General features: G+C 35.4%; 29 protein-coding genes and 1 tRNA gene. 21 read left to right on the top strand and 9 right to left on the bottom strand.

From position 1 onward, the window contains the following. Window positions 1–22: 22 nt before the first annotated feature. From DI487_RS11885 to ychF, 4 genes are all read right to left on the bottom strand, one after another. Window positions 23–2,674 carry a DNA gyrase/topoisomerase IV subunit A gene (locus DI487_RS11885; protein ID WP_109569845.1) on the bottom strand — a complete coding sequence of 884 codons (2,652 nt, stop codon included), beginning with the start codon at window positions 2,672–2,674 and terminating at the stop codon, window positions 23–25. 31 nt (window positions 2,675–2,705) lie between these two features. Further along, window positions 2,706–4,568 carry a DNA topoisomerase IV subunit B gene (locus DI487_RS11880; protein ID WP_109570674.1) on the bottom strand — a complete coding sequence of 621 codons (1,863 nt, stop codon included), beginning with the start codon at window positions 4,566–4,568 and terminating at the stop codon, window positions 2,706–2,708. 133 nt (window positions 4,569–4,701) lie between these two features. Then, the gene (locus DI487_RS11875; protein ID WP_179948679.1) at window positions 4,702–5,382 is read right to left on the bottom strand and encodes a TIGR02117 family protein; all 681 of its coding nucleotides are present in this window, start codon (window positions 5,380–5,382) and stop codon (window positions 4,702–4,704) included. 84 nt (window positions 5,383–5,466) lie between these two features. Next, window positions 5,467–6,561 carry a redox-regulated ATPase YchF gene (gene ychF / locus DI487_RS11870; protein WP_109569843.1) on the bottom strand — a complete coding sequence of 365 codons (1,095 nt, stop codon included), beginning with the start codon at window positions 6,559–6,561 and terminating at the stop codon, window positions 5,467–5,469. A gap of 193 nt (window positions 6,562–6,754) precedes the next feature. Between ychF and DI487_RS11865 the strand changes: the two genes are divergently transcribed. Next, complete coding sequence (locus tag DI487_RS11865) at window positions 6,755–7,294, top strand: hypothetical protein (RefSeq protein WP_146193460.1); 540 nt, start codon at window positions 6,755–6,757, stop codon at window positions 7,292–7,294. A 54-nt stretch (window positions 7,295–7,348) separates the two neighbouring features. Here the strand turns inward: DI487_RS11865 and DI487_RS11860 are convergent, their stop codons facing one another. Both DI487_RS11860 and DI487_RS11855 read right to left on the bottom strand, forming a co-directional pair. Then, complete coding sequence (locus DI487_RS11860; protein WP_109569841.1) at window positions 7,349–8,509, bottom strand: hypothetical protein; 1,161 nt, start codon at window positions 8,507–8,509, stop codon at window positions 7,349–7,351. A 116-nt stretch (window positions 8,510–8,625) separates the two neighbouring features. Beyond that, entirely contained in the window at window positions 8,626–8,976 is a 351-nt protein-coding gene (locus DI487_RS11855) for a 4Fe-4S dicluster domain-containing protein (protein ID WP_109569840.1), read from the bottom strand. A gap of 125 nt (window positions 8,977–9,101) precedes the next feature. Here DI487_RS11855 and DI487_RS11850 point away from each other — a divergent pair, with 125 nt between their 5' ends. From DI487_RS11850 to DI487_RS11810, 9 genes are all read left to right on the top strand, one after another. Then, entirely contained in the window at window positions 9,102–10,160 is a 1,059-nt protein-coding gene (locus DI487_RS11850; RefSeq protein WP_109569839.1) for an acyl-CoA reductase, read from the top strand. Between the two features lie 139 nt (window positions 10,161–10,299). Next, the gene (gene serC / locus DI487_RS11845; RefSeq protein ID WP_109569838.1) at window positions 10,300–11,370 is read left to right on the top strand and encodes a 3-phosphoserine/phosphohydroxythreonine transaminase; all 1,071 of its coding nucleotides are present in this window, start codon (window positions 10,300–10,302) and stop codon (window positions 11,368–11,370) included. 42 nt (window positions 11,371–11,412) lie between these two features. Further along, window positions 11,413–12,369 (top strand): D-2-hydroxyacid dehydrogenase, encoded by a 957-nt coding sequence (locus tag DI487_RS11840; protein ID WP_109569837.1) that lies wholly within the window; start codon window positions 11,413–11,415, stop codon window positions 12,367–12,369. Between the two features lie 24 nt (window positions 12,370–12,393). Further along, complete coding sequence (locus DI487_RS11835) at window positions 12,394–13,020, top strand: DUF937 domain-containing protein (RefSeq protein ID WP_109569836.1); 627 nt, start codon at window positions 12,394–12,396, stop codon at window positions 13,018–13,020. 80 nt (window positions 13,021–13,100) lie between these two features. After that, window positions 13,101–13,574 carry a DUF6146 family protein gene (locus DI487_RS11830; RefSeq protein ID WP_109569835.1) on the top strand — a complete coding sequence of 158 codons (474 nt, stop codon included), beginning with the start codon at window positions 13,101–13,103 and terminating at the stop codon, window positions 13,572–13,574. Next, entirely contained in the window at window positions 13,543–13,872 is a 330-nt protein-coding gene (locus DI487_RS11825; RefSeq protein WP_109569834.1) for a DUF6787 family protein, read from the top strand. Before DI487_RS11830 ends, DI487_RS11825 begins: the two co-directional genes overlap by 32 nt. A gap of 43 nt (window positions 13,873–13,915) precedes the next feature. Beyond that, window positions 13,916–14,782, top strand: a complete 867-nt coding sequence (locus DI487_RS11820) for a helix-turn-helix domain-containing protein (protein WP_109569833.1) — start codon at window positions 13,916–13,918, stop codon at window positions 14,780–14,782. Between the two features lie 91 nt (window positions 14,783–14,873). Beyond that, window positions 14,874–15,368 carry a (R)-mandelonitrile lyase gene (locus tag DI487_RS11815; RefSeq protein ID WP_245896373.1) on the top strand — a complete coding sequence of 165 codons (495 nt, stop codon included), beginning with the start codon at window positions 14,874–14,876 and terminating at the stop codon, window positions 15,366–15,368. Between the two features lie 110 nt (window positions 15,369–15,478). Continuing rightward, window positions 15,479–16,438, top strand: a complete 960-nt coding sequence (locus DI487_RS11810) for an alpha/beta hydrolase (protein ID WP_245896371.1) — start codon at window positions 15,479–15,481, stop codon at window positions 16,436–16,438. A 24-nt stretch (window positions 16,439–16,462) separates the two neighbouring features. Here DI487_RS11810 and DI487_RS11805 read toward each other — a convergent pair whose 3' ends face one another. Together DI487_RS11805 and msrA are read right to left on the bottom strand one after the other, a co-directional pair. Continuing rightward, window positions 16,463–16,765 (bottom strand): hypothetical protein, encoded by a 303-nt coding sequence (locus DI487_RS11805; protein WP_109569831.1) that lies wholly within the window; start codon window positions 16,763–16,765, stop codon window positions 16,463–16,465. A 77-nt stretch (window positions 16,766–16,842) separates the two neighbouring features. Beyond that, window positions 16,843–17,382 (bottom strand): peptide-methionine (S)-S-oxide reductase MsrA, encoded by a 540-nt coding sequence (gene msrA / locus DI487_RS11800; RefSeq protein WP_218925801.1) that lies wholly within the window; start codon window positions 17,380–17,382, stop codon window positions 16,843–16,845. Between the two features lie 234 nt (window positions 17,383–17,616). On the opposite strand from msrA, the gene DI487_RS11795 reads away from it, so the two are divergent. The 4 genes from DI487_RS11795 to DI487_RS11780 all read left to right on the top strand — a co-directional run bounded on the left by DI487_RS11795 (window position 17,617) and on the right by DI487_RS11780 (window position 19,819). Next, window positions 17,617–18,276: an ABC transporter ATP-binding protein gene (locus DI487_RS11795; protein WP_109569829.1), complete on the top strand. Its 660-nt coding sequence runs from the start codon at window positions 17,617–17,619 to the stop codon at window positions 18,274–18,276. 2 nt (window positions 18,277–18,278) lie between these two features. Then, a complete protein-coding gene (locus tag DI487_RS11790) occupies window positions 18,279–18,776 on the top strand; it encodes a GNAT family N-acetyltransferase (protein WP_109569828.1) in 498 nt (165 codons plus the stop codon). After that, a complete protein-coding gene (locus tag DI487_RS11785; RefSeq protein WP_109569827.1) occupies window positions 18,773–19,537 on the top strand; it encodes a TIGR02757 family protein in 765 nt (254 codons plus the stop codon). The genes DI487_RS11790 and DI487_RS11785 overlap by 4 nt, the downstream gene beginning before the upstream one ends. 126 nt (window positions 19,538–19,663) lie before the next feature. Then, window positions 19,664–19,819, top strand: a complete 156-nt coding sequence (locus tag DI487_RS11780; protein WP_109569826.1) for a DUF1328 domain-containing protein — start codon at window positions 19,664–19,666, stop codon at window positions 19,817–19,819. A 97-nt stretch (window positions 19,820–19,916) separates the two neighbouring features. On the opposite strand, the gene DI487_RS11775 is transcribed toward DI487_RS11780, so the two are convergent. Further along, window positions 19,917–19,990 (bottom strand) — tRNA-Ala (locus tag DI487_RS11775). Between the two features lie 179 nt (window positions 19,991–20,169). Between DI487_RS11775 and DI487_RS11770 the strand changes: the two genes are divergently transcribed. The 7 genes from DI487_RS11770 to DI487_RS11740 are packed head-to-tail and all read left to right on the top strand — an operon-like array spanning window position 20,170 to window position 26,990. Beyond that, a complete protein-coding gene (locus tag DI487_RS11770; RefSeq protein ID WP_109569825.1) occupies window positions 20,170–21,072 on the top strand; it encodes an ABC transporter ATP-binding protein in 903 nt (300 codons plus the stop codon). Window positions 21,073–21,076: 4 nt separating this feature from the next. After that, on the top strand, window positions 21,077–21,925 hold the full coding sequence (locus DI487_RS11765; RefSeq protein ID WP_109569824.1) for an ABC transporter permease: 849 nt from the start codon (window positions 21,077–21,079) through the stop codon (window positions 21,923–21,925). 22 nt (window positions 21,926–21,947) lie between these two features. Next, complete coding sequence (locus DI487_RS11760) at window positions 21,948–23,933, top strand: T9SS type B sorting domain-containing protein (RefSeq protein WP_245896368.1); 1,986 nt, start codon at window positions 21,948–21,950, stop codon at window positions 23,931–23,933. Between the two features lie 11 nt (window positions 23,934–23,944). Further along, entirely contained in the window at window positions 23,945–24,316 is a 372-nt protein-coding gene (crcB, locus tag DI487_RS11755; RefSeq protein ID WP_109569822.1) for a fluoride efflux transporter CrcB, read from the top strand. Between the two features lie 3 nt (window positions 24,317–24,319). Continuing rightward, window positions 24,320–25,330 carry a DHH family phosphoesterase gene (locus DI487_RS11750; RefSeq protein ID WP_109569821.1) on the top strand — a complete coding sequence of 337 codons (1,011 nt, stop codon included), beginning with the start codon at window positions 24,320–24,322 and terminating at the stop codon, window positions 25,328–25,330. A 1-nt stretch (window position 25,331) separates the two neighbouring features. Continuing rightward, entirely contained in the window at window positions 25,332–25,877 is a 546-nt protein-coding gene (gldI, locus tag DI487_RS11745; protein WP_109569820.1) for a gliding motility-associated peptidyl-prolyl isomerase GldI, read from the top strand. Window positions 25,878–25,895: 18 nt separating this feature from the next. After that, entirely contained in the window at window positions 25,896–26,990 is a 1,095-nt protein-coding gene (locus tag DI487_RS11740) for a peptidylprolyl isomerase (protein ID WP_109569819.1), read from the top strand. Window position 26,991: the final 1 nt, after the last annotated feature.

Below are 26,991 nucleotides of genomic sequence, written 5' to 3'. Positions count from 1 at the left end.
TTACTTCGGGTTTTTCTTTTTGTTATTCATCTAAACTCAAGGTTATTTGTCCATCGTCTTCTAAATCCGTTTTTATTTCCTCAGAAATATTCTCTTCATTTTTCACCTCTAACTCTTCCGGTTTAGGTTCCTCCGGTTCTTCAAAAGGTAACGGATCTAATAAATTAATCTGCCTTACTTTGTCTGTTGTTAACTGATTTCCTAAGGCTTTTATTCCTTTTACAGCAATAAACTGTTCCAAATCTACAGTAATAGGTTCCTTTTGTATACCTTTTACTTTTGAAAAAATTATTTCAGCCATCGGACGCCAATCTGTCGAAACGATCTCTAACTGGGACTTTTCGTGTTCAGTAATAAAGGTTTCTTCTTTGTTTTCATTTTCTACCAGAAAACGTTTTACGTAGTAACGCTCTTTTTCCCCGTCATAATAAATAGCTGAAACAGGTTTATGAGGTTTCCATTTTTCCAACACGATCATATTCTCGTCAAAATGTGTAGTCAATTCAGGAATAATTGTTTTTACTTTACCTGATTGTGTAATGACCAGTAAGCGATCATTCGGCTTAAATTCGCCTAATAATTCTCCTCTTCCGTCTACATTTAAACGTTGTACAGTATCGTCAAACCAGATTTTACGCGGACGAAGTGTTGAGATTCCTCTTTCTTTTAATTCAATTCGCTTAATCGGATATTTTGCAACCGTATTTCCTTTAGAACTTCTTCCTTTAATAAGGATATCTGCAAAATCAATATCCCATTTCAGTTTTTTCACACTTCCTACCTGACGTAACAAAATGGTTACCACCTCTGCCTCACCGTTAGGATTAGCGGAAAAATATAAGGTTTGACTTCCTGCTTTCCCCTGTGTTAAGTCGTATTCCCTATCACGCGTAACACCGGACACATTAAAGCGCTTTATGAAAGAACTACCACTTTTGCCATCGCGATAGATCATATTGTAGATGGTTCTCTTATCGTTCTTATCAAAAACAGCTATGTGTATAATATCTTTTCCTATGAACTTTTTATCATCTACTTTGGTTACCATCATTTTACCGTCGCGTAAAAAGACAATAACATCATCTATATCGGAACAATCGAAAACGTATTCATCTTTTTTCAAGCTGGTTCCTATAAAACCTTCTTCCCGGTTTACGTATAATTTTGTATTGCGCAACACTACTTTTGTTGCTTCAATAGTATCAAAACTTCTCAGTTCAGTTTGTCGCTCTCTGCCCTTTCCGTATTTCTCTTTTAACTTGGCAAAGTAAGCAATGGCAAAATCGATCAGATGTTCCAGATCGTGTTTTACCTGTTCTATTTCCGCTTCCAATTTTGCAATAGCATCATCGGCTTTATCCGAATCAAATCGCGTGATACGAATCATCGGGATCTGTGTTAATTTCTGTAAATCATCATCTACAATCTCCCGGATCAATTGCTTTTTGAACGGCTCAAAACGTTTGTACAAATAGTTATACAATGATTCTTTGTCACTATATAATTTGAAATCGATATACATTTCTTCACGAATGAATATTTTTTCCAAATTTGCAAAATGCCATTTGTTCTCTAATTCATCCAATTGAATTTCCAACTCTCGTTTTAAAATTTCGACTGTACGGTTCGTTGAAATTTTCAACATATCGGAAACACCAATGAACAAAGGCTTATTACAACTCTCGATCACACAACCTAAAGGTGCTATCGAGGATTCACAATCCGTAAAAGCATACAAAGCATCGATCGTTTTATCGGGAGAAACACCTGCCGGAAGATGCACTAAAATTTCAACTTCAGCAGCTGTATTGTCTTCAATTTTCTTGATCTTAATTTTCCCTTTATCATTCGCTTTTAGTATACTATCAATCAATTTTGTCGTATCTGTTGCAAAAGGGATCTGGGTAATTACCAATGTTGATTTATCAAACTGTGAAATCTTGGCACGTACCCGAACACGTCCGCCTCGCATTCCCTCATTATAATTCGATATATCGGCAATACCAGCTGTCGGAAAATCGGGATATAATGTAAAAGGTTTTCCTTTTAATATTTTGATCGAAGCGTCAATCAGTTCATTAAAATTATGTGGTAATACTTTTGTTGACAAACCTACCGCAATACCTTCACCTCCTTGTGCCAACAATAACGGGAACTTAACCGGAAGATGTATCGGTTCGTTCTTACGTCCGTCATAGCTCAACTGCCATTCCGTTACTTTAGGAGAAAACAAAACGTCTAACGCAAATTTGCTTAAACGTGCTTCAATATAACGCGGTGCTGCCGCTCCGTCGCCGGTTAGGATATTCCCCCAGTTTCCCTGACAGTCGATCAATAAATCTTTTTGACCGATATTTACCATAGCATCACCAATACTGGCATCACCGTGCGGGTGATATTGCATGGTATGTCCGATGATGTTTGCTACTTTGTTATAACGTCCGTCATCCAATTCTTTCATGGAGTGCATAATACGACGCTGAACGGGTTTAAATCCGTCTTCAATAGCCGGAACAGCACGTTCTAAAATCACATAAGAAGCATAATCTAAAAACCAGTCTTTGTACATTCCGGTTACTTTGGTAATCGAATCGGAATTTTCGACTTGCTCCTGATTTTCAGGTTCAAAATTCGGATTATCATCCGGGTTTATATGTTGGTTCTCTTCGCTCATATTTCAGTTGTCAGTTACTCGTTAACTGTCATTATTTCATCAATTCTTCTGCTGTATCTAATTCTACCTTCAAGTTGTGAATGATAAACTCTTGTCGGTCCGGTGTATTTTTCCCCATGTAAAATTCCAAAAGCTTTTCAATCGACATGGCTTTGTCCAGCATTACCGGATCTAATCGGATATCCTGACCGATAAAGTGTTTGAACTCATCGGGTGAAATTTCCCCCAACCCTTTAAATCGGGTGATTTCCGGTTTCGGTTTTAATTTTTCAATAGCTGTTATCCGTTCTTCATCGCTGTAACAATAGATCGTTTCTTTTTTGTTACGCACACGGAACAATGGGGTTTGTAAAATATACAAATGCCCTTCTTTAATCAATTCCGGGAAAAACTGTAAAAAGAACGTAATCAACAACAAACGGATGTGCATTCCGTCCACATCGGCATCGGTTGCAATTACAATGTTGTTGTACCGTAAATTTTCATAATCTTCCTCAATATCTAAAGCGGCTTGTAGCAAGTTAAACTCTTCATTCTCATACACGATCTTTTTACTCATTCCGTACGAATTCAAGGGTTTTCCTCGTAAAGAGAAAACCGCCTGTGTATTTACATCGCGACTTTTTGTAATAGATCCCGAAGCCGAATCTCCCTCAGTAATGAACAACGTACTTTCTAAATATCTGGGGTTTTTAACATCTGTTAAATGCACACGACAATCGCGCAACTTTTTATTGTGTAAGCTTGCCTTTTTAGCCCGTTCACGTGCCAGTTTACGGATTCCGGAAAGCTCTTTGCGTTCGCGTTCTGCCTGAAGGATCTTTTTCAATAAAGCATCTGCTACTTCCGGATTTTTATGCAGGAAATTATCCAGCTTGTTCTTAATAAAATCATTGACAAACGTACGAACGGTAGGTCCTTTAGGTCCCATTTCGGTAGAACCTAATTTAGTTTTGGTTTGCGATTCAAAAACCGGTTCTTCAACTTTAACGGCAATTGCCGCTACAATTGATTTACGGATATCTGATGCTTCAAAATTCTTATTATAGAATTCTTTTAAAGTTCGTACTACTCCTTCTCTAAAGGCTCCTAAATGTGTACCTCCCTGCGTTGTATTTTGTCCGTTAACGAATGAATAGTATTCTTCAGAATACTGTGTTCTGCTGTGTGTCAAGGCAATTTCGATATCGTCACCTTCCAGATGTATTACCGGATATACAGTATCTTCTTCAACAATATTGTCTTGTAATAGATCTTTTAACCCGAATTCCGAATAGAATTTCTCACCATTGTAGTATAGTGTTAATCCACGGTTCAGATAGGTATAATTGCGAAGCATCTTTTCAACGTACTCATTGCGATACTTATAATTCTTAAAGATCGTATCATCAGCAATAAAAGATACTTTGGTACCCCGACGTTTAGTCGTTTCCGTTATGTCCTCTTCCGTTGTTAGATTTCCTGCAGAGAACTCTGCTACTTTTTGCTGGTTATCACGTACGGATTCTACACGAAAATAGGTTGAAAGTGCATTTACCGCTTTGGTACCAACCCCGTTTAGACCTATCGATTTTTTGAAGGCTTTGGAATCGTATTTTCCTCCAGTATTCATTTTAGAAACCACATCAACCACTTTTCCTAACGGAATACCACGACCGTAATCACGGACAGTTACCAGTTTTTCTTTTATGGTCACTTCAATGGTTTTACCGGCACCCATAGCAAATTCATCGATACAATTATCGATAACTTCTTTTACTAAGATATAGATACCGTCATCGGGTGTGGAACCGTCACCTAATTTTCCAATGTACATTCCGGGACGCATACGGATATGCTCTTTCCAGTCGAGCGACCGTATATTGTCTTCGGTGTATTGATTTTGCTCTTGCATAGACAGACTTCGGATTTTGTGCAATATACCATTTCTGCCTAAAAAATAAAAGTCACTACTGTAGAAGTTATTGACAATTTGAAGTTTAAATCCCTCTCTTTTAACACGGTCAAATTCTCCTAAAAGTGTACTTTTAGTTATAATGATGAAAAATACCGAAATCAAAAATGGTCCACAATGCCGCTTTTTGATCCGCTGCTTTTAAAGCCTGATTTACCCAGGTATTACAAGTATAAAACAAACTATACCTCCCTTTTGCCTTGTAAAAAACATCATGAATACCATAAACAGCATTGGTCCGGATCTTAGAATATGTATCTTTCTCTACCTGAAATGAATTTTGTATAAAACGAACCAGTTTTGAGTAATTACCTACTGAAAGCCATAATTTTACACAATCTTTACCTTCCTTTATCCCTTCATAAAAAGTAACATGCATTGCTGTAGTATTGAAGCCCGAAACAGCTTTAAGAGCCGTACTCGTTTTTAGATCAGCCCAAGTAGGTGTGTCTAAATAAAAGCCTTTATCACCCCAACCAAATGCTACATACTCATACTGTCTGTTTTTAGCTCTCACATCTTCAAATTTTACTTTTTGAGACCAATCGAAAATTTCATTTTTAACAGGAACTACAATATCCGTATGAACACCGTTTGACAAAATGTAAACCGGCACTTTATTGCCTGACATTTTCAACACTATTTCATCGTTTACCGGAATATAGGAGACTGCTACTACAGATATTAAGTATAGCACTAAAAACAGTAACAGAAAAGTTGTAAGCCTTATCGCTTTTTTAAAAATTTTAATCATCTTAGGTATTTCAAAACTTTATATAAACAAAAAAACCACAAAATATTTTTGTGGTTTTCTATATTTCTTTGCTATGCAAAAGTATTATACATTAAATCTAAAATGCATTACATCACCATCTTTTACGATATACTCCTTACCTTCTACTCGAAGTTTTCCGGCTTCTTTTACTTTAGCTTCCGATCCATAGTTTGAAAAATCTTCAAAAGCGATTACTTCAGCTCTGATGAACCCTTTTTCAAAATCGGTATGGATTACTCCGGCAGCTTTCGGCGCTGTATCTCCGACTTTAATAGTCCAGGCACGAACTTCTTTAACACCTGCAGTAAAATAGGTTTGAAGATTTAACAACTTATAAGCTGCACGAATTAAAACTGCCGAACCAGGCTCTGTTAAGCCTAAGTCTTGCAAGAACATTTGACGTTCTTCATAGCTTTCTAATTCATTAATATCAGCTTCGGCTCCAACAGAAAGTACAATTACTTCTGCATTTTCATCTTTTACTAATTCACGAACTTGTTCTACATATTTATTTCCGCTAACCGCAGATGCTTCATCTACATTACAAACATACAAAACAGGTTTTGCTGTAATTAATTGGAAATTTTCGAATAGCGCTTCTTCATCAGCACCTTCCGGAACTACGGTACGAGCTGATTTAGACTGTAATAAGGTTTCTTTAATCCTGTTTAACAATGCCTGCTCTACAAGAGCCTCTTTATTTCCTACTTTAGCCGCTTTATTCGCTTTCTCTAAACGTTTTTCAACCGTTTCTAAATCCTTTAATTGCAACTCAATATCGATAGTTTCCTTATCTCTAATAGGATTTACATTTCCGTCAACATGAACAATATTATCGTTATCAAAACAACGTAACACGTGAATAATAGCATTACACTCGCGGATATTTCCCAAAAACTGATTCCCTAAACCTTCGCCTTTACTGGCTCCTTTTACTAAGCCAGCAATATCCACAATATCTACTGTAGCCATCTGAACACGTTCCGGTTTAACGAGTTCTTCCAAACGGGCAATACGCGGATCCGGCACATTTACTACCCCGATGTTAGGTTCAATTGTACAAAACGGAAAGTTTGCACTCTGCGCCTTAGCATTTGACAAACAGTTAAATAAAGTTGATTTTCCTACATTCGGTAAGCCTACAATTCCTGCTTTCATAATTCTATTTTTGCCGTTAACTATTTGGGTTAACTATTTGTTTTTTTAAGTGTGCAAATATAAATATTTGAACCAATATTTCTTGCTTTTTAATCTGAAATGTAAATTATATAATACTTCCTGTGAATTTCATAACGCATTTCTACAAGGTGCTAATTAACTTTGACTTATAAAAATTTAAAAAGAAATGATTATGAAAAAGACAATGATGTTATCCGTATTATTTTTGAGCGGTTTTACGCTATTTGCTCAAAACACGAATGTTTTAAAAGAAACCGAGACTACAATCACTACGATCAAAGATTCCAAAGGTGAACGAAAGATTGAAAAGGTTACAGAGATAAAAGAAACTCAGCCTGTAGAATTAGAGATATCGGAACAAAAAGGAAAAAACATTCCCATGAAAGAGAGTGTTCCTGTAAATGTAGCCACAACCACTAAAGTAGCTGTTGACGGTCAAACAGAATATGTAGATGTAGATCACTCTTCTTATTATATGTATAACGGTGAAAAGTATGAAATTAAAAATGATGAAAAAGGCTATATTTTTTATCGCAACGGAAAAGAAACGAACAGTATTTTACGTAAAGCTTCGGGAGGTTACTACCTGTATATCTATAAAAATGATGTATCAATAGCTCGATTTGACAAAAACGGAGATTTAGTCATAGAATCTTATGACAAAAAGAAAGATACGGTAACTATTGAAAAATATACGGTTTTAAAACCATAAATACGCTTTTTGCCCCTAAAAAAAAGAGACCCGATAAAAAATCGGGTCTCTTTTTTATTCCGCTAACATTGTAATAATTTTTCGTTCTTCCACTGTAGGTGTCAATCCCGACTCAAACTCCCAATAAGGCGTAAAAACAGTTGATCTTTTATTAATAAGCGACTTATCTTTAAAGACATTCTCTTTTGTGTATCCGAAAATTTCAGTATCAAAATTCGTTACTACCATATAGTTCCTTACTTCAATTTTTCGTTTTTCTTTTTTGTATTTCTTTTCAAATCCAATCACTTCTTTAGAACTGGTCAAATAATACAAACTGCCATCAATCCTGAACATGTTCTTATATTCCAGTGTATAAATATTAGTTTTGTTAAAGAACGATTCTTCCATAAACATCATTCGGGAAGAAGGTATTGTAGAATTAATCTCTACAATGAGTTTTTTAGTACTGTCGTATACTATATAAAAATTAGACAAAACTCCTTTTGCTTCTTCCAAGGGCGAGATCTTTATGGCTAAATAATTTTCATTTTGCGGAAAGGTCTTTACCTGAAAGTCATAGTCTTTCAGAGCCTTCTTATTCAATACTTCATTCAAATACTTGAACTGATAATAATTTTCCATAATGTTGTTAAGATTATATCCTAAAACATCTTCGTTAATATCACCGTCTAACAGACCAACAGTCCTGTTCTGTTCTATTAAAATATCCGTTTTAATCTTTTCGGGCGAACCCAATATCTGGAAATTCAGCAAACCGTCGTTAAAGAATACATAATTATCATTCTTTTTATAGAACTCTCTCAGATACACCTTTAAATTAGCCGGAACAGTTACGTGCTGCATGGAGTTTTCCACCAGATCCTTTAATATTTCCTGCGGATGTCTTTTGGTCAAGATCACTTCTTCTAACAGTCTTAGATTACTTTCCAGATAAATGACATTCTCTTTCTGGTTTAGAGAAGCATAACGTACAATCAAGGGTTTATAGGAAGAGTGAACCAATTCCAGATCGGATTTTCGTGAGAGGTTCACTTTTGCGACTCCGTCACCGTTTGTCAAAAAACCTTGTCTGGTTTTCAAAGCTGTTATAGTTACCTCATCTACAGGAGTATCCGTATCAATATCTTTAACAATAATAGTAAACTCTGTAGCTTGAGAAAAACCTGTGGTATAAATAGCAGCAATAAAAAACAGTAGTAAAATTTTTCTCATAAACGATACAATTTGGGTTTTGGGTAGATTTGTTTTGGGCTTTTGTAATTTTGACTAAAGTAAAAAAAAAAGAGGATTTTTTAACAAAATCCTCTTTAAATTATTGTGTTTTTTTCTTATTCATTATGCAGGAATGACTGACGGTTCAGCAGCGTTTCTTCGCTTTCCACATGCTCCTCGTCTGGCACACAACAATCTACCGGACAAACAGCTGCACACTGAGGTTCTTCATGAAACCCTTTACACTCGGTGCATTTCCCCGGAACAATGTAATAAATATCGTCAGAAATAGGTATTTGGGCAGCTCCGGCATCCACTTCAGAACCATCCGGTAACATTACTTTACCTGATAATTTTGTTCCGTCACTATAACGCCAATCGTCAGCTCCTTCATAAATCGCAGTATTCGGGCATTCCGGTTCACAAGCTCCGCAGTTAATGCACTCATCTGTTATTTTTATAGCCATTTTTAATCTTTTTAAGTTTATTTAAAGTAAGGGTACAGAAGATTTTTGAATAAAAAATTTCCCATAACAACTTATTACGTACTTTTGCAAAAGTACAACGTAAACCCTATAAAAACAAGTTACAAATGTTACAAAATGAAATTAACGATTATTTTGTTCAATTAGGACTTTTCTTAAAACAATTTGATACTGAATTTACCCGAAACAGTACTGTTTTACACAATAACCTTTTCTTTGACGAGTTTGCTGAAATCATTGAAAAACAACAGTATCAAAACGGTTGGTTCACTAAAGATCAGGTAACATTTGCTTTGCAATCGTGGGCTAATGCCTTAACATATGAGAACCTAAAAAACTGGACAAAACCTTACGAATTTCCGAAAGATTCCGAACCAAAGATCATCGGTTTAATTTTAGCCGGGAATATTCCTTTGGTCGGGTTTCACGATGTGCTTTCAGTAATTATTTCCGGAAATATTGCTAAAATAAAGTTGTCTTCCAATGACCAACAGCTTTTAAAATTCATAGCCAAATACCTTACAACTCTTAATTCTGAATTTTCTGAAAGGATACTTTTTGTTAGCGAAAAACTTGAGAATTTTGATGCTGTAATCGCTACCGGAAGCAACAATACAGCCAGATATTTTGAATATTATTTCAGAGACAAGCCTAATATCATTAGGAAAAACCGAAATTCGGTCGCAATCTTAACCGGCAACGAATCTAAGGAAGATTTAATAGCTCTCGGTGAAGATATCTTTCGCTATTTTGGTTTGGGATGCCGAAACGTTTCTAAAATATTCATTCCTAAAGATTACGACTTCAAGCTCTTTTTTGAAGCAATGTATGAATACGGAGATATTATCCACTACGACAAATATGCTAACAACTACGATTACAACAAAGCCGTCTTTCTGATGAGTAATTTTAAATTGTTGGATAATGAGTTCATGACCTTAAAAGAAGACGAAGGATATGCTTCACCGATTTCTTCTGTTTTTTATGAATATTATGACACTGTTGATGCTGTGTTACAGAAATTAGAAGCAGATGCCGAGAAAATTCAATGCATTACTTCCAATAATCTTACAAAAAACAGTATTCCTTTCGGAAAAACCCAAAAACCGGAACTTTGGGATTACGCTGATAATGTGGATACTTTAGATTTTCTACTAAAAATATAAAGCATTATTAAATTCTCATCGTTTTTTATTAAAGAACATTAATTGTTGATAACAATGTGAAATTGTTCATGTTTTTTACCCCTATTTGTTATATTATTTACGAAATTTGTAACGCTATTTAGTTAATTTCAACATAACAATGAAAAAACACAATTTTAGTGCAGGTCCTTGTATACTACCGCAAGAGGTCTTTGAAAAATCTGCACAAGCTATTTTAAACTTTAACAACTCAGGACTTTCAATCTTAGAAATCTCACACCGCAGTAAAGATTTTGTTGCTGTGATGGACGAAGCCAGAGAATTAGTACTTGAGCTATTAGATCTTAAAGGGAAAGGCTATCAGGCTCTTTTTTTACAAGGAGGTGCCAGTCTTGAATTTTTAATGATCCCTTACAACTTAATGAAAGAAAACGGAAAAGCAGCATATTTAGATTCCGGTACTTGGGCTTCAGGAGCTATTAAACAAGCAAAATCTTTTGGGGAAACTGTGGTTGTTGCGTCATCAAAAGACGAAAATTACTCCTACATCCCTAAAAATTACGAAATTCCTTCGGATGCCGATTATTTTCACTGTACTTCCAACAATACTATTTTCGGAACGCAGATCAAATCCTTTCCGCAAACCGACATTCCTGTAGTTTGTGATATGAGTTCGGATATTTTTTCCAGAGTTTTAGACTTCTCTAAATTTGATATTATCTATGCAGGAGCTCAAAAAAATATGGGACCTGCAGGAACTACACTGGTTGTTGTAAAAGAAGAAATCTTAGGAAAATCAGGAAGAACGATTCCTAATATGTTGGATTATCAACAACATATTGCAAAAGAAAGTATGTACAATACACCGCCGGTATTTGCTGTATACACTTCTTTACTTACTTTACAATGGTTAAAGAATTTAGGTGGTGTACCGGCTATTGAAAAGTTAAACAATGAAAAAGCTGCTCTTTTATATAATGAGATAGACCGAAATCCTTTATTCAAAGGTGTGGCTGCAACTGAAGACCGTTCGAACATGAATGTTACTTTTGTACTGAACAATCCGGAACATCAGGAAACATTTGACAAAATGTGGAAAGAAGCCAATATATCCGGCATTAACGGACACCGTTCTGTAGGTGGATATCGTGCTTCTATTTATAATGCGATGCCGATAGAAAGTATTCAGGTTCTGGTTGACGTAATGAAAAAATTAGAAGAAAACGTTTAATCGGTTTTGTTGCCAAATCAACAAAATTAAATTTTATACAATATGAAAGTATTAGCCAATGACGGAATTTCTAAAAGCGGTATAAAAGCTTTAGAAAAAGGTGGTTTTGAAGTCATAACAACTAAAGTAGCGCAAGAACAGGTAGCCAGTTATATCAACACTAATGATGTAAAAGTACTTTTAGTAAGAAGTGCTACCAAAGTACGTAAAGATATTATTGACGCTTGTCCGGGATTAAAAATCATCGGAAGAGGAGGCGTTGGTATGGACAATATAGATGTAGATTACGCACGCCAGCAAGGAATTCATGTTATCAACACCCCGGCATCTTCTTCTGAAAGTGTTGCCGAATTAGTTTTCGCGCACTTATTCTCCGGAGTTCGTTTTTTACACGATTCAAATCGCAATATGCCTTTAGAAGGAGATACTCGTTTTAACGAATTGAAAAAGGCTTATGGTGGCGGTGCCGAGTTAAGAGGAAAAACATTAGGTGTGATCGGTTTCGGAAGAATCGGTCAGGCCGTTGCTAAAATGGCATTAGGACTGGGAATGAAAGTAATTGCTGCCGACAAATATGTTGACAATGCAGTTATTAAAGTAGATTTCTATAACGGTCAGTTCATCAATGTAGACATTAAAACCGAACCGATGGAAGAGGTTTTAAAACATTCTGACTTTATTACACTTCACGTTCCGGCTCAGGACGGTTACGTTATTTCGAGAGAAGAAATTGATTTAATGAAAGACAATGCCGGAATTGTCAATGCTGCTCGTGGCGGAGTAGTTGACGAAGTTGCTCTTGTAGAAGCTTTAGACTCCGGTAAATTGCGATTTGCAGGATTAGACGTTTTTGAAAATGAACCGACGCCTGCCATGAAAGTATTGATGAATTCAAAAATTTCATTAACACCACATATCGGTGCGGCAACAGATGAAGCACAAGACAGAATCGGTACGGAATTGGCGGAGCAAATCATCAGTTTATTAAAAAACGAATAATAAACCTTAAAAAACTGTAGAACTATGGCAGGAATTTTAGATTTAATCAATAGTGATTTAGGCAAACAAATCATTGGAAACATTTCGGCGCAAACCGGAATTAGTGAAACTCAAGCTTCTGATGTTGTTTCTTCAAGTGTTCCTGAATTATTGGGAGCTATGCAGGGCAATATGTTAAGCGGTGATAGTGCAAACGGCTTATTAAATGCTTTAACAAGCGGTAAACACAACGGAAGCATTTTAGATAATGTAAGTGGCTTTTTAAACGGTGGCGATTTTTCCGATGGTTCTAAAATCCTGAATCATTTATTAGGAGACAAACTAAATGCCGTTTCTACCGGAATTAGTAATAAGACCGGTGTCAGTTCCAGTATCATTACTAAAATTTTACCAATGCTCGCTCCTATCATCATGGGATATTTAGGGAAACAGACTCAAAAAGGAAATGTTTCCAGCGCATCTGATTTAGGTGGATTACTAGGAGGTCTATTGACCGGAGTTACCAGCGGAAATGGTGGCGGAGGAGACATCCTCACCTCTGTTTTAGATCAAAACGGAGATGGTAAATTAGATGCCAGTGATGCCATTTCAGCCGTTACTAAAAAGAAAGGCGGTTTAGGTGGATTATTGGGCGGACTTTTCGGAAAATAATTCCAAAATATTTTTTATGTTAAAAGCTCTGAATATTTCAGAGCTTTTTTTTATCTTTAAACATTCTAAATAAGATTGTTTTGCGTCATTATCTTTATATTACGGCTCTTGTTTTCGGATTACTTTTTTCTTGTAATTCCAATAAAGAAGTTGTGGCTAAAGATCAGCACAATGACAAGCCTAAATTGGAAAGCGATACGATCAGAATAGCAAATGACGAGATCGAATATGAAATCATCATTATAGATCCCGGATTTACATCCTGGTTTAATTCTTACGCCAAACCAAGAGGTTTTTACACGCAAAGCTATTTAGAAGCCAGAAATATTTTTTGGGTAACCGAATGGAACAGAAGAGTTATAATGTCATCGCAATATGATCCGAGCCTGTACGAAATGCAGATTAACTACAATTCTTATACAAATTACGGATATGAAGTGAATTATATGCTCTACAACTATTTGGTTTATTTTCAACTAACAAATAAGCAACGTTTGGGCGGATTTCCCCCAGAATTTAAATATGAAGAAACTCAAAGAACGCTGGAATATTAAAAGCAATTTCCAGTTTGTCATCATTTTTATTGTTTTTGCTATAACCGGTTCTACTGCTGCTTATGTTTCACGACCTATTTCTGATGTTTTGGGAATTCAGAAAGACAATTTACCCTACTGGATATACCTTCCGGTTCGTTTAATTATTATATTCCCTTTATACCAAATTTTACTTATTGCGATCGGTACGCTATTCGGTCAATTCAAATTTTTCTGGTGGTTTGAAAAAAAGATGTTACGCGGTATGGGGCTAGGATTTATCGCTGATTTTTTTGAACAACTAACACCTAAAAAATAATCCGCTTTCAACAATCATCGTTTGAATTTCTTAACTTTGCGCTATGTTAAGAAGTGTATCAACATATAATAATGAATTAAAACTAAAAGGCTTTAATGTTTTTCAAATTGAAAAAGATGGCAATGCCACTAAAGTCTACAGCAGAAAAGATTTCTACAAAATCTGTTTAACTACCGGTAAAAGTCGAATCCATTATGCCGAACGTAGCTTTGAGACCGAAGGAACCATCTTGTTTTTTGGAAATCCGAATATCCCCTATTCTTGGGAAACGCTTTCTACTAAATATGTTGGATACACCATTTTATTTTCTGAAGATTTTTTTGTTTCAGGAAAACATTCAATTAATCTTCAAAAATCGCCCTTATTCAGTTTAGGCGGCACTCCAATTTTAGAAATATCAGAAAGCCAACGTTTGTTTCTAAACAGTCTTTTTGAAAAAATGATTGAGGAACAACAATCTGATTATAAATTTAAAGACGATTTAATTCGCAATTATATTGATTTAATTTTACATGAATCGTTAAAATTAAAACCTTCCGAAAATTTCAATCAAGAAAAAAGCAGTGCATCACGTTTAACAAGAGTTTTCATGGAACTTTTGGAAAGACAATTTCCTATTGAAAACCCTGAAAATCCTTTGCAATTAAAAACTGCTAAAGATTATGCCGATATACTTTCTGTTCATGTTAATTCGCTAAACAGAGCTGTAAAAGAAGTGACTGGCAAAACAACAACAACACTTATTTCGGAACGAATTATCGGCGAAGCCAAAGCGATCCTACAAAACACCGATTGGAACATTTCAGAAATAGCTTACGCCTTAGGGTTTGAATATCCAACCTACTTTAATAATTTCTTCAAAAAACAAACAGGAATCAGCCCAACTTTGGCTCGAACTGAAAATGTTTGATTTTCTTAATTACCGGTTTGAATAGTTTTAACAGACCGTTCATTTTCAAAAGTACATTTGTACCATTATTTGATACAAATAAAAAATGAGAATGAAAACAATACTATTCGCAAGCTTATTATTCACTTTTACAGCTTGTTACAATAATAAAAACCAGAAAAAAATGAAAGAAGAGAACAATTCAGCACTTTATCCTAAAGGGCAAAAATTACCAAACGATTGGTTTTCAGGAAATGCTTTTTTAACTCCGCTTGTAGCAAAAGACCATAATAACGAATTCTCTGCCGGAAGTGTAACTTTCGAAATTGGCTCCAGAACCAATTGGCACACGCATCCAAAAGGGCAAGTATTATTGGTCATAAACGGTAAAGGAATCTATCAGGAAAAAGGTAAACCGGCAAAGTTGATCAAAAAAGGAGATGTGATCAATATTCCTGAAAATGTTGAGCATTGGCATGGAGCTACTGCTAATACAACTATGACACATATTGCCATTACCAATTACAAAAACAACGAACAGGTAACTTGGTTAGATGCAGTGACAGATGAAGAATTTGATGAAGCAAATACAAATACACATCCATAATTAAATAAAAGATGAAGCCTTTTTCAACACTCGTATTTGTTGGCATAATACTTTTAATCTCTTGTCAGTTCAATCAAAAAAACGAAGAACAAACTCAAAAAACAGAAAAAATGAACACAAAAGAAGAACACTATACATTTGAATTAAGTGATAATGTTTCACGTCAAAAAGTAACGTTTAAAAATCGTTATGGTATTCCACTTTCAGGCGATTTATACCTTCCAAAAAATAGAGGAACTAATTTTCCGGCATTAGCTATTAGCGGACCTTATGGCGCTGTAAAAGAACAAGCTTCAGGTTTGTATGCCAATCAAATGGCGCAACGAGGTTTTGCTGTATTAGCTTTCGACCCTTCCTATACAGGGGAAAGTGGTGGCGAACCGAGAAACATCTCTTCCCCCGATATTAATACGGAAGATTTCAGTGCCGCGATTGATTTCCTTGGTTTGCAACAAAATATAGATCGAAACAAATTAGGAATTATTGGTATTTGTGGCTTCGGTGGTTTTGCTTTAAATGCTACTGCTGTTGACAAACGTGTAAAAGCAGTTGCCACAACAAGTATGTATGATATGTCAAGGGTAACTTCAAAAGGATATTTCGACTCCATGACACCAGAACAACGTAGTCAAATGCTAGAGCAAATGAGCCAGCAACGTTGGATAGACGCCAAAAATGAAACTCCTGAATTATCAGGGCAAGGTTTACCAAATGAATTAAAAGAGGATGAACCAGAATTTGTACAAGGTTATTTCGACTATTACAAAACCCCAAGAGGTTTTCACGAGCGTTCAATCAACTCTAACGGTTCTTGGACAAAAACCAATTCTTTTTCGTTAATGAATATGCCTATTTTAACGTACATCAATGAAATATCACCAAGACCAATTTTAATTATAGCGGGTGAAAATGCACATTCTAAATATTTTAGCGAAGATGCTTTTAAAGTAGCCAATGACCCCAAAGAACTAATGATAATTCCGGGCAAAGTTCATACTGATTTATATGATAAAATTGATATCATTCCTTTTGACAAATTAGAAGTTTTCTTTAAAGAAAATTTAAAATAAAAAAAGCGGCAAATGCCGCTTTTTTTATTCTTCTTTTTGAATAAAATACGTATAAAGCCAAGTCAATGTAAAAGTCGGAATAATATCGATAAAAGGAATTAGCTCTTCAATCGTACCGATAATACCAGCCACTTTACCTTTAGTTCCTTTATACATCAACATTAATAACAAACCGGAAATAGGAGCCCAGATTACATCAACAGCCTCACCAAATACAGGCACCAAATAAGACATCATTCCTATCAGGTCAAAAATAATGCTCAATACTAACTTTGCTTTCTTATTAGAAGATTTAACTTCAGGTTTAACTATTACCTCTTCTCCCATTATATCTTTTTTTATTCAACTATCTCTATACAAACAAAACTAATGCCAATATAGTACTTCAGAATTGAAAATACTCATTATTTTAATTTGGAATGGTAATATTTTCTCAATTTCTCCAACTTTGGTGCAATAACCATCTGACAATAACCTTGAGATGCATTTTGACTGTAATAGTCCTGATGGTAATCTTCTGCCGGATAAAATTCAGATGCCGGAGACACTTTGGTTACTATAGGCTTAGTATACAATTTTTCCTTTTCTATTAACTGAATATAATGCTCTGCCTTTTCTTTTTGTGCCTGTGTATAGTAAAAAATTTCACTTCTGTATTGTGTCCCCACATCAGCTCCCTGACGGTTTAAAGTAGTCGGATCATGAGTACCGAAAAAAATCTCTAATAAATCTTCGTAAGCCACTTCTGTCGGATCAAAAGTGATTTGAATTGCCTCCGCATGTCCGGTTGCACCTGTACATACTTCTTTGTACGTGGGATTTTTAGTCGTTCCGCCGATATAACCGGATACTACTTTTTTCACTCCTTTTACTTCCTGAAATATGGCTTCTGTACACCAAAAACACCCTCCCGCAAAAGTTGCGATCTCATTATGTTTATCCATTTTTATAACAATAGGTTCTTTATTTTTTTGTTCTTCTTTTTGTTTTTTTTGCCCCTGACATCCAGTCACGATCAACAAACTTACTACTAAAACTATTTTCATTTTTGCAATTTTTATCCCAAGTTAGCCATTAATTATTTTTTAAATAAACGGTTTAACTAATTTTTATCACATTTTTTGTATTTCAAAATAGTTTGATTTCCTCAAAATAAGTTACTTTGTAAAAAATTTGTCATGATAAAAGCCTATAACATTCATAAAAGCTATGGAACGCTTCATGTTCTGAAAGGAGTTAATTTACATATCCAAAAAGGAGAGATCGTTTCTATAGTAGGTGCTTCCGGAGCTGGGAAAACAACCTTATTACAGATTTTAGGGACATTAGACAAGCCCAATCTTTCTGATGACTCCTCACTTGTGATCAACAATGAAGATGTTTTAAAAATAAATGACAAAAACTTATCTCGTTTTCGCAACCGGCATTTAGGTTTTATTTTTCAATTCCATCAATTGTTACCGGAATTCACGGCTTTGGAAAACGTCTGTATTCCTGGTTTTATTGCCAACAGAAACAAAACAGAAGTGGAAGCAGAAGCCAAAAAACTTCTGGATTATTTAGGGCTTTCACACCGTATCGATCACAAACCCGGAGAACTTTCCGGTGGTGAACAACAAAGAGTAGCGGTTGCCAGAGCTTTGATCAACAAACCGGCTGTTATCTTTGCCGACGAACCTTCAGGAAATTTAGATACTCATAGTGCCGAAAATTTACACCAGCTTTTTTTTAAGCTTCGAGACGAGTTCGGACAAACTTTCGTTATTGTTACCCACAATGAAGATTTGGCTGATATGGCCGACAGAAAACTGACCATGGTCGACGGAAATATTGTATAATTATGAAAATTTTAGAGACCGATCGATTAATACTACGGGAATTTGAACCTGATGATGCAGATTTTCTTTTCCTGTTAAATCAAAACTCTAACGTTATCCGATATACAGGCGACGCTCCTTTTTTATCTGTAAAAGAAGCTAACGATTTTATTAAAAATTATTTAGATTATAAAATATTCGGTACAGGAAGATGGTTGGTTATTGAAAAAGAAAAGAACACTTCTATCGGTTGGTGCGGGCTCAAAAACCACGATCATGAATTCATTGATCTGGGCTTTCGTTTTTTAGAAGAGACTTGGAATAAAGGATATGCTACCGAAGCTGCTCAAGCCTGTCTTGATTATGGTTTTAATCAATTACATTTTACGGAAATTATCGGAAGAACAATGCCTGAAAATACCGCCTCGCAACGTGTTTTAGAAAAAGTAGGAATGCAATTTTCCCATCAGGAAACTGTTGAAGGTTTACATGAAGCACTAATCTATAAAATTTCTAAATGACTTCTACAGAGCTAAAAGATTTCTTAGATGAAAAAGCCGATTTATACAATCGTCCTGATTTTATAACAACTGATCCTATACAAATCCCGCATTCCTTTACGGTCAAAGAAGATATTGAAATTGCGGCTTTTATAGCTGCTATTTTAGCTTGGGGAAATCGGAAAATGATTATCAGAAGCGGACAGCGGTTTATGGAAATTATGGGAAATTCTCCTTATGATTTTGTCATGACCCACAAGGAAGAGCACTTAGAAACACTAAATACCTTTGTACACAGAACTTTCAACGGACAGGACGCTAAAACATTTATTAAAGCGTTGCGCAACATATACCAAAATCACGATGGTTTGGAAGCGGTTTTTAATCAATCCCAAAGCAATGGAAACCAAGTAGAGAGCATTTCCAATTTCAAACGTATCTTTTTTGAAATCCCGCATTTGCCAAGAACTACAAAACACATTTCCGATCCTTTGAATAAATCAGCTGCCAAACGGATCAACATGATGTTGCGTTGGTTAGTTCGTCAAGACAATAAAGGAGTCGATTTAGGAATATGGAAATCTATCAATCCGGCTCATTTATCCTGTCCCCTCGATGTACACAGCGGAAATGTTGCCCGAAAACTTGGTTTACTTACTCGTAAACAAAACGATGCTAAAGCTTTAGTAGAGCTAGACACCAATCTTAGATTATTGGATCCCCAAGATCCTGTGAAATATGATTTTGCACTATTTGGTTTGGGTGTTTTTGAAGGTTTTTAAATGTAGACTATACTCTAATAGTAAGGTTTTGAAACATTTTTACAAAATCATGTAACACATCAGTAAGCTTCACAACCTAACTTTGTTTTATCAAAAAAAGATACTAACCTTTAAAAATATAAAACTATGTTACGCTGGACTATTATATTCATAATTCTTGCTATTGTTGCCGGAATTTTAGGCTTTGGAGGTATTGCTGCCGGAGCCGCTCAAATTGCAAAAATCTTATTTTTCATATTTATCGTCCTTTTTATTCTTTCTCTTATAAGAGGAAAAAGGTAAAACAAATATGCTACAACAATCTTATAATTACGTTTAGTTTAAGTTTTGAGTTTTGGTTGAATTAAAAAATCCCGATCGGTCAGATCGGGATTTTTTGTGGAGAATATCGGGCTCGAACCGATGACCTCTACGCTGCCAGCGTAGCGCTCTAGCCAACTGAGCTAATCCCCCTTAGACGATATCCGTAAACCTACAGTTTTTTTCAATATGTTTTACAAAACTCTAAAAAAATAAATACACTTTAACAAAGTCAGGGGATTTAAAAATAAAATTGTAACAAAAAGGCTCAAGTTCCGTCTTACACAGAAAGAAGTTATCGGCTTTTTAAAAACCAACTAAATAAAACTATTTTGGAAACAATTCTTACTATTCGAAACTTAGACAAAGTGTACAACAATCATGTACATGCTGTTAAAAACGTTTCGTTTGAAATAAAGAAAGGGAATGTTTATGGTATTTTAGGACCTAACGGTTCAGGGAAATCAACTACTTTAGGTATCGTTCTCAATGTCGTTAATAAAACTTCAGGAGAATACCAATGGTTTGACGGAACAGTACCTACTCATGATGCTTTAAAGAAAGTAGGAGCTATTATTGAGCGTCCTAATTTTTATCCCTATATGACTGCTGAAGAAAACTTGTCATTAGTTTGTAAAATTAAAGAAGTTCCGCGTGAAAAGATTGCAGAAAAACTGGAATTAGTAGGTCTATTAGATCGCAAAGACAGTAAGTTCAAGACATTTTCTTTAGGGATGAAACAACGCTTGGCCATTGCCTCTGCCCTTTTGAACGACCCTGAGATCTTAATTCTGGATGAACCGACCAATGGCCTTGATCCGCAAGGGATACGTCAGATCAGAGAATTAATAAAATTGATCGCTTCTCAAGGAACAACTATTCTCTTGGCATCACACTTATTAGATGAAGTAGAAAAAGTATGCAGCCATGTAGTTGTTTTACAAAAGGGTGTCATGCTTTACCAGGGAACTGTAAATGAAATGGTTGCTAACGAAGGGTTTTTTGAATTGAAGTCTGATGATATTGTACATTTGGAAAGTATCATAAAGGAACATCCGGCAGTTGACAAAACAAGCCAGGAAGACGGAAAACTGATTGTTTATCTAAACTCCGGTTTAGAAGCTGCTGAATTAAATGATTATTTATTCAAAAAAGGAATTGTTCTTAGCCATTTGGTTAAGAGAAAACACAGCCTTGAAGAACAATTCTTACAATTAACCAATCATCAATCCTAATGTTATGTATCGTTTACTTTCTATAGAATTTCAAAAAATATTCAAGAACAGAGCCAGTAAAATCTTAGTTATACTCTATTTTTCTCTTTTATTCTTATTGTTCTTAATTAGTAATATCGAATTTGATCTGGGACCTATTCATGTTAACATTGCCGATCAGGGAATATTTAACTTCCCGTTTATCTGGCATTTTAATACTTATGTAGCAGATTATTTCAAAATATTTTTAGCTGTTGTTATTGTATCTATGATGGCTAATGAATATACCTATAACACTTTAAAACAAAACCTAATAGACGGATTAAGTAAAAAAGAGGTTATTTTAAGTAAATTTTTGACGGTTATAATGTTTTCATTGATATCGACTCTTTTTGTTTTTCTCATCACATTGATTTTAGGGCTTCGCTTTTCTTCATACAATGAATTTTCAATTGTTTTTTCCCAACTAGAATATGTATTAGGCTATTTTATAAAATTAGTAGCTTTCTTTTCATTCTGCTTATTTTTAAGTGTTTTAATCAAACGTTCCGCTTTTGCTCTTGGTTTTTTGATCTTTTGGTCAATGTTTGAATTCTTTAGTCACGGAATTTTAAAATATGTTATTCTGAAAGAGAACAAACAAGACGATACTTTAATTGATAAGATTTATGATTTCTTTCCGCTTGAATCCATGTCTAACATCGTTGTTGAACCTTATTCCCGATTGAATTTTGTAAAAACTATCGGTACTCAGGTAGGAATAGAAAACACGAAAGACTACAGCGTTCACTTTTCAAACATCCTGATCGCCTTAATCTGGATCTTTATCTTTATTTTCCTATCCTATAAATTGCTTAAAAAACGAGATTTATAGTATCTTTGCAGGTACTATGAAAATGAAATTTATTTTTGGCTTCTTAGTGCTTTTTACAAGCATGCCTCAATTGTATGCCCAATATATTACGGTTGATGATACTTACACTGCCGAAGACTTAGTCAATGATGTCCTCTTCTCTAATTCTTGTGCTTCTGTAAGCAACGTTTCCGTTTCAGGCGGTAACTTTGGTAACGGACAGGAAAGTTGGGGCTTTTTTAGTGATAACGGAAGTAGTTTTCCATTTCAGAACGGTATTATACTTAGTTCCGGAAAAATTGACAATGCACCAGGACCCAATACGTATATCTCAGATGATGGCGGCGGAAATATCAATTGGGGAGGCGATTCAGACCTTAATCAAGCTCTGGGTATTTCTAACTCACTAAATGCAACAGTTTTAGAATTTGATTTTATTCCGATAGGGTCGCATATCAGTTTTAACTATATCTTTTCTTCTGAAGAATATCACGGAACGGCAACCTGTACCTATTCAGACGGTTTTGCATTTCTATTACGGGAAGCAGGTTCTACTGCTTATCAGAACTTGGCCGTTATACCAGGGACTAACACTCCCGTAAAAGTAACTAATGTACATCCGGATATTCCAGGAGGATGTAATGCTCAGAACGAACAATATTTTGATGCTTTTAACGGAACGAATCATCCTACGAATTACAATGGTCAGACCAAAAGAATGATAGCCGAAGCGGATGTTACTCCCGGAGTTCAATACCATATTAAATTGGTCATAGCCGACGAAGGTAACTATCGCTATGACTCCGCTATTTTTCTGGAAGGAGGAAGCTTTAATTTCGGTTTAGATCTGGGAAATGACAGAACCGTTGCTAACGGCAACCCAATCTGTTCCTCTGAAAATCCTTATACTATCGGGCAAACTATTCCGGGAGCCACTTACCAATGGTTCCAAAACAATTCACCTTTGACCGGTGAAACCAATGCTACACTTGATGTAACTTCTGATGGTATTTATAAAGTAGAAGTTTCAATCGGAGGGTGTATAATTGATTCTGAGGTTGAATTGGAATTTGCACCGAATTTAACTGTTAATCAAACTGATTTTGAAAGTTGCGATGCTGACGATAATCAAGATGGTATTACCGCTTTTGATCTAAATAATATCGCGACACAACTATTCAGCAATCTACCGTCTAATTTCCAGATCTCTTTTTACGAATTAGGCTCTAATACGGCTTTACCGTCAGACTATACTAATACAACAGCGTACCAACAAACAATACTTGCCCGAATTTCCAATATCAACTGTTATAGCGATTATCCGATAAACTTAACAGTACACACTTTTGAAGAAACAATTAATGATGTAACTCTCGGACTTTGTAATGGAAATACAGAAACTCTACAGGCAGACAGTGGTTTCAGTAGTTATCTTTGGGACGACGGTTCAACTACCGAATCCATAAATGTAAATTCAGCCGGAAACTATTCGGTTACCATTACTAACGATCAAGGCTGTTCTAAAATTAAAACCTTTTTTGTCATTACTTCAGAAGCTGCTACCATAACAGATATTGTTATTCATGATTTTGATTCAAATAATACTGCAACGATCTTAACATCCGGAAATGGCAACTATGAATATTCTTTAAACGGCATCAATTATCAGGATAGCCCTGTTTTTGAATATCTGGAAGAAGGAGAATATACGATCTATATTCAGGATAAAAATGGCTGTGGTATCACTATCGGAACGTTTTACATATTGAATTATCCTAAATATTTCACCCCTAACGGAGACAACTACAACGACTATTGGAATATTAAAAATCTGGATAAAAGAGGGCTGCAAGCCAGTAAAATTTTTATATTTGATAGATTTGGAAAACTTCTAAAACAAATTAGTCCGGAAGGCACCGGTTGGAACGGAACTTATAATGATCAACCTCTACCTTCTTCAGATTACTGGTTCGTTTTAGAATTAACCAATGGCAAAACCATAAAAGGGCATTTTGCTCTAAAACGATAACAGAAATTATAATGGTAAGAAGTTTGTTTTTTGTTGCACTGGGAGGCGGATTAGGAAGTATCCTAAGATTCCTGACCAATGTTTGGGTATCCAAAAATATGGTTGGAAAACTGTATAGTGCCACGTTTATTGTAAATATCCTTGGCTGTTTTTTAATCGGTTTTTTAACGGGTTATCTTCAAAAGCAATTTTCCGGTAATGAATCTTTAAAACTACTTTTAGTCACAGGCTTCTGTGGTGGTTTTACTACTTTTTCCACTTTTGGACTTGAAAATTATAATTTTATACAATCCGGAAACTATATGACTTCTATTTTCTATACCTTCTTAAGTATCGGATTAGGAATCATATTTGTCAGTCTGGGACTTTTATTAGCAAAATAATCTATGTTTACAACCACAGAAATCAAAAAATTAAAAGAAATACTCTCTCACCCTAAAAAAATCAGCATTGTTTCACATAGAAATCCTGACGGAGATGCAATGGGTTCCTCCTTAGGATTACTGCATTTTTTACAACAGCTGAATCATGAAGTAACCTTTGTATCCCCTAATGACTTTCCTGATTTTTTAGCCTGGCTGCCCAATGCTAAGAACACTGTAATCTTTGAAAAAGAAGAGGAAAAGGCAAAAGATATCTTAAACAGTTCCGAGCTTATCTTCACATTAGATTTTAACGCTTTACACCGTACTGGACACCAAATGGGAGCCTATCTGGAAACGTTAACCCTTCCGATGGTTCTGATTGACCACCACGAATTACCGGATGATTACCCTGCTTTTACATTTTCCGACACCAATTACGGTTCAACTTGTCAAATGGTATACGACTTTATTAACGCTCTAGGGTACAATCACTTGATCGACAAAGACGTTGCTACCTGTATTTACACCGGAATTCTTACAGATTCGGGCGGATTCCGATTTCCTAAAACCACGCCGGCTACGCACCGTTGTGTCGCAGAATTAATCGAACGGGGTGTTAATAATTCAGAAGTTTATAATTTATTATACGATAACTCCACTTATAACCGTTTACAACTATTAGGCAGGGCATTACAAAATTTGAAAGTTTTACCGCAATACAATGCTTCCTACATCACACTGAGTCAAAAAGAACTGGACAGTTTCAATTATCAAAAAGGAGATACAGAAGGCATTGTAAACTATGGTTTAACAATTAAAGGAATACACCTTACAGCGATCTTTATTGAAAATAAAGAAGAAGGAATTGTTAAAATTTCTTTTCGTTCACAAGGAAGTTTTGATGTCAATCAATTTGCTCGTAACCATTTCAACGGCGGGGGACATATTAATGCTGCCGGTGGAAAATCTTTTTCAAATTTAGAAGAAACTGTAAACCAATTTATTGCTATTTTAGCAAAAGAAAAAGCTTAATATGAAAATTATTTTAAAATCAATTGCTCTTGGTTTCCTAGTCGCTGCTTGTTCACAACAGCAAGCAAGAAAGCCGATCTCCCATACTGACGGGACTTTTATAAAAGAATCTATTGAGCGAAACAAAAAATTAATTGCCAACGAAGAAAAACTGATCGAAGATATCATAAAAAAAGACACATTAAAAGAATACTTAGCCTCTTCAAAAGGCTATTGGTATAAATATGATGTTAAAGTAACGGATGCAACATCAAGTCCGCAGCGAGGAGATATCGCGTTTTTTGACTATGAAATAAAAGATATCCGAAATCAGATCATCTATTCTGAAGAAGAACTCAAACCTCAAAAATATTATGTCGATAAGGAACATATTATGATGGGACTTCGTGACGGGATTAAATTGATGAAAAAAGGAGAAAAAATAACTTTTCTTTTTCCGTCACACATGGGATACGGTTATCACGGAGACGATAATAAAATCCATTCGAACCAGCCTTTGATCTGTACGGTTACCCTGAATGATATTCAAAAAGATACGATCCATTAAACAAACTGATTTACATAAATGAGAAACATTAAAAAAGCATTTATTGCATTGGCTACTTCGTTAATTCTGTTTTCATGTAACGAAAAGTATGCCGATTTAAAGGATGGTTTATATGCTGACATCCAAACTTCAAAAGGAGACATTCTCGTTCAATTAGAATTTGAAAAAGCACCTATTACAGTTGCTAACTTTGTTTCCTTAGCAGAAGGTAAAAACCCTTTCGTAGAAGAAATATTCAAAGGAAAACCTTTTTATGACGGACTACTGTTTCACCGTGTTCTTTCAAATTTCATGATTCAGGGTGGTGATCCTAACGGTGATGGTTCCGGCGGTCCGGGATACAAATTCAAAGATGAATTCCATGAGGATCTAAAACATGATGCTCCCGGAATTTTATCCATGGCTAATTCCGGTCCGGATACAAACGGTAGTCAGTTCTTTATCACCCATAAAGAAACTCCTTGGTTAGATCGTGTACACACCGTTTTCGGTCATGTTGTAGAAGGACAAGATGTTGTCAATGCTATTGTACAAGACGATGTTATCGAAAAAATAAGCATCATCCGAAAAGGAAACGAAGCTAAAAAATTTGATGCCGTAAAAATATTTAAAGATTACTACAGTATTGAAGCTGAAAACCAGAAGAAAGCTGCTGAAGCATTAGAAGAGATAAAAAAAGAACAAGTTGTAAAGATCAACGCATTAAAAATGAGCGGCACCAAAACAAGTTCCGGTTTGGTCTACAAGATTGAAAAAGGCGAAGGAAAAAAACCGAATAACGGACAGGAAGTCTATATTCAATATTCCGGTTTTTTAACTAATGGAGAACTGTTTGATTCGAGTGTAGAAGCAATAGCTGAGAAATTCGGAAAGTTAAACCCTAGAAAAGCTGCCGCTAATGCCTACCAGCCTTTACCTTTTAATTACGGCACAAAACAAGGATTGATCCCTGGGTTCATTGAGGCATTGGATTTGCTTTCTTTCGGAGACAAAGGAACCTTTTACATTCCGGCGATCTTAGGTTATGGCGCACAGGGTTCCGGAAATGTTATTCCGCCTAACGCAGATATCGTATTTGAAATTGAATTATTAGAAAATCTTCCAAATCAATAAA

Source organism: Flavobacterium sediminis, from assembly GCF_003148385.1.
Classification (GTDB): domain Bacteria; phylum Bacteroidota; class Bacteroidia; order Flavobacteriales; family Flavobacteriaceae; genus Flavobacterium; species Flavobacterium sediminis.
Note: the sequence above shows the minus strand (reverse complement) of the source record. Positions and strands in the feature narration are given on the sequence as shown.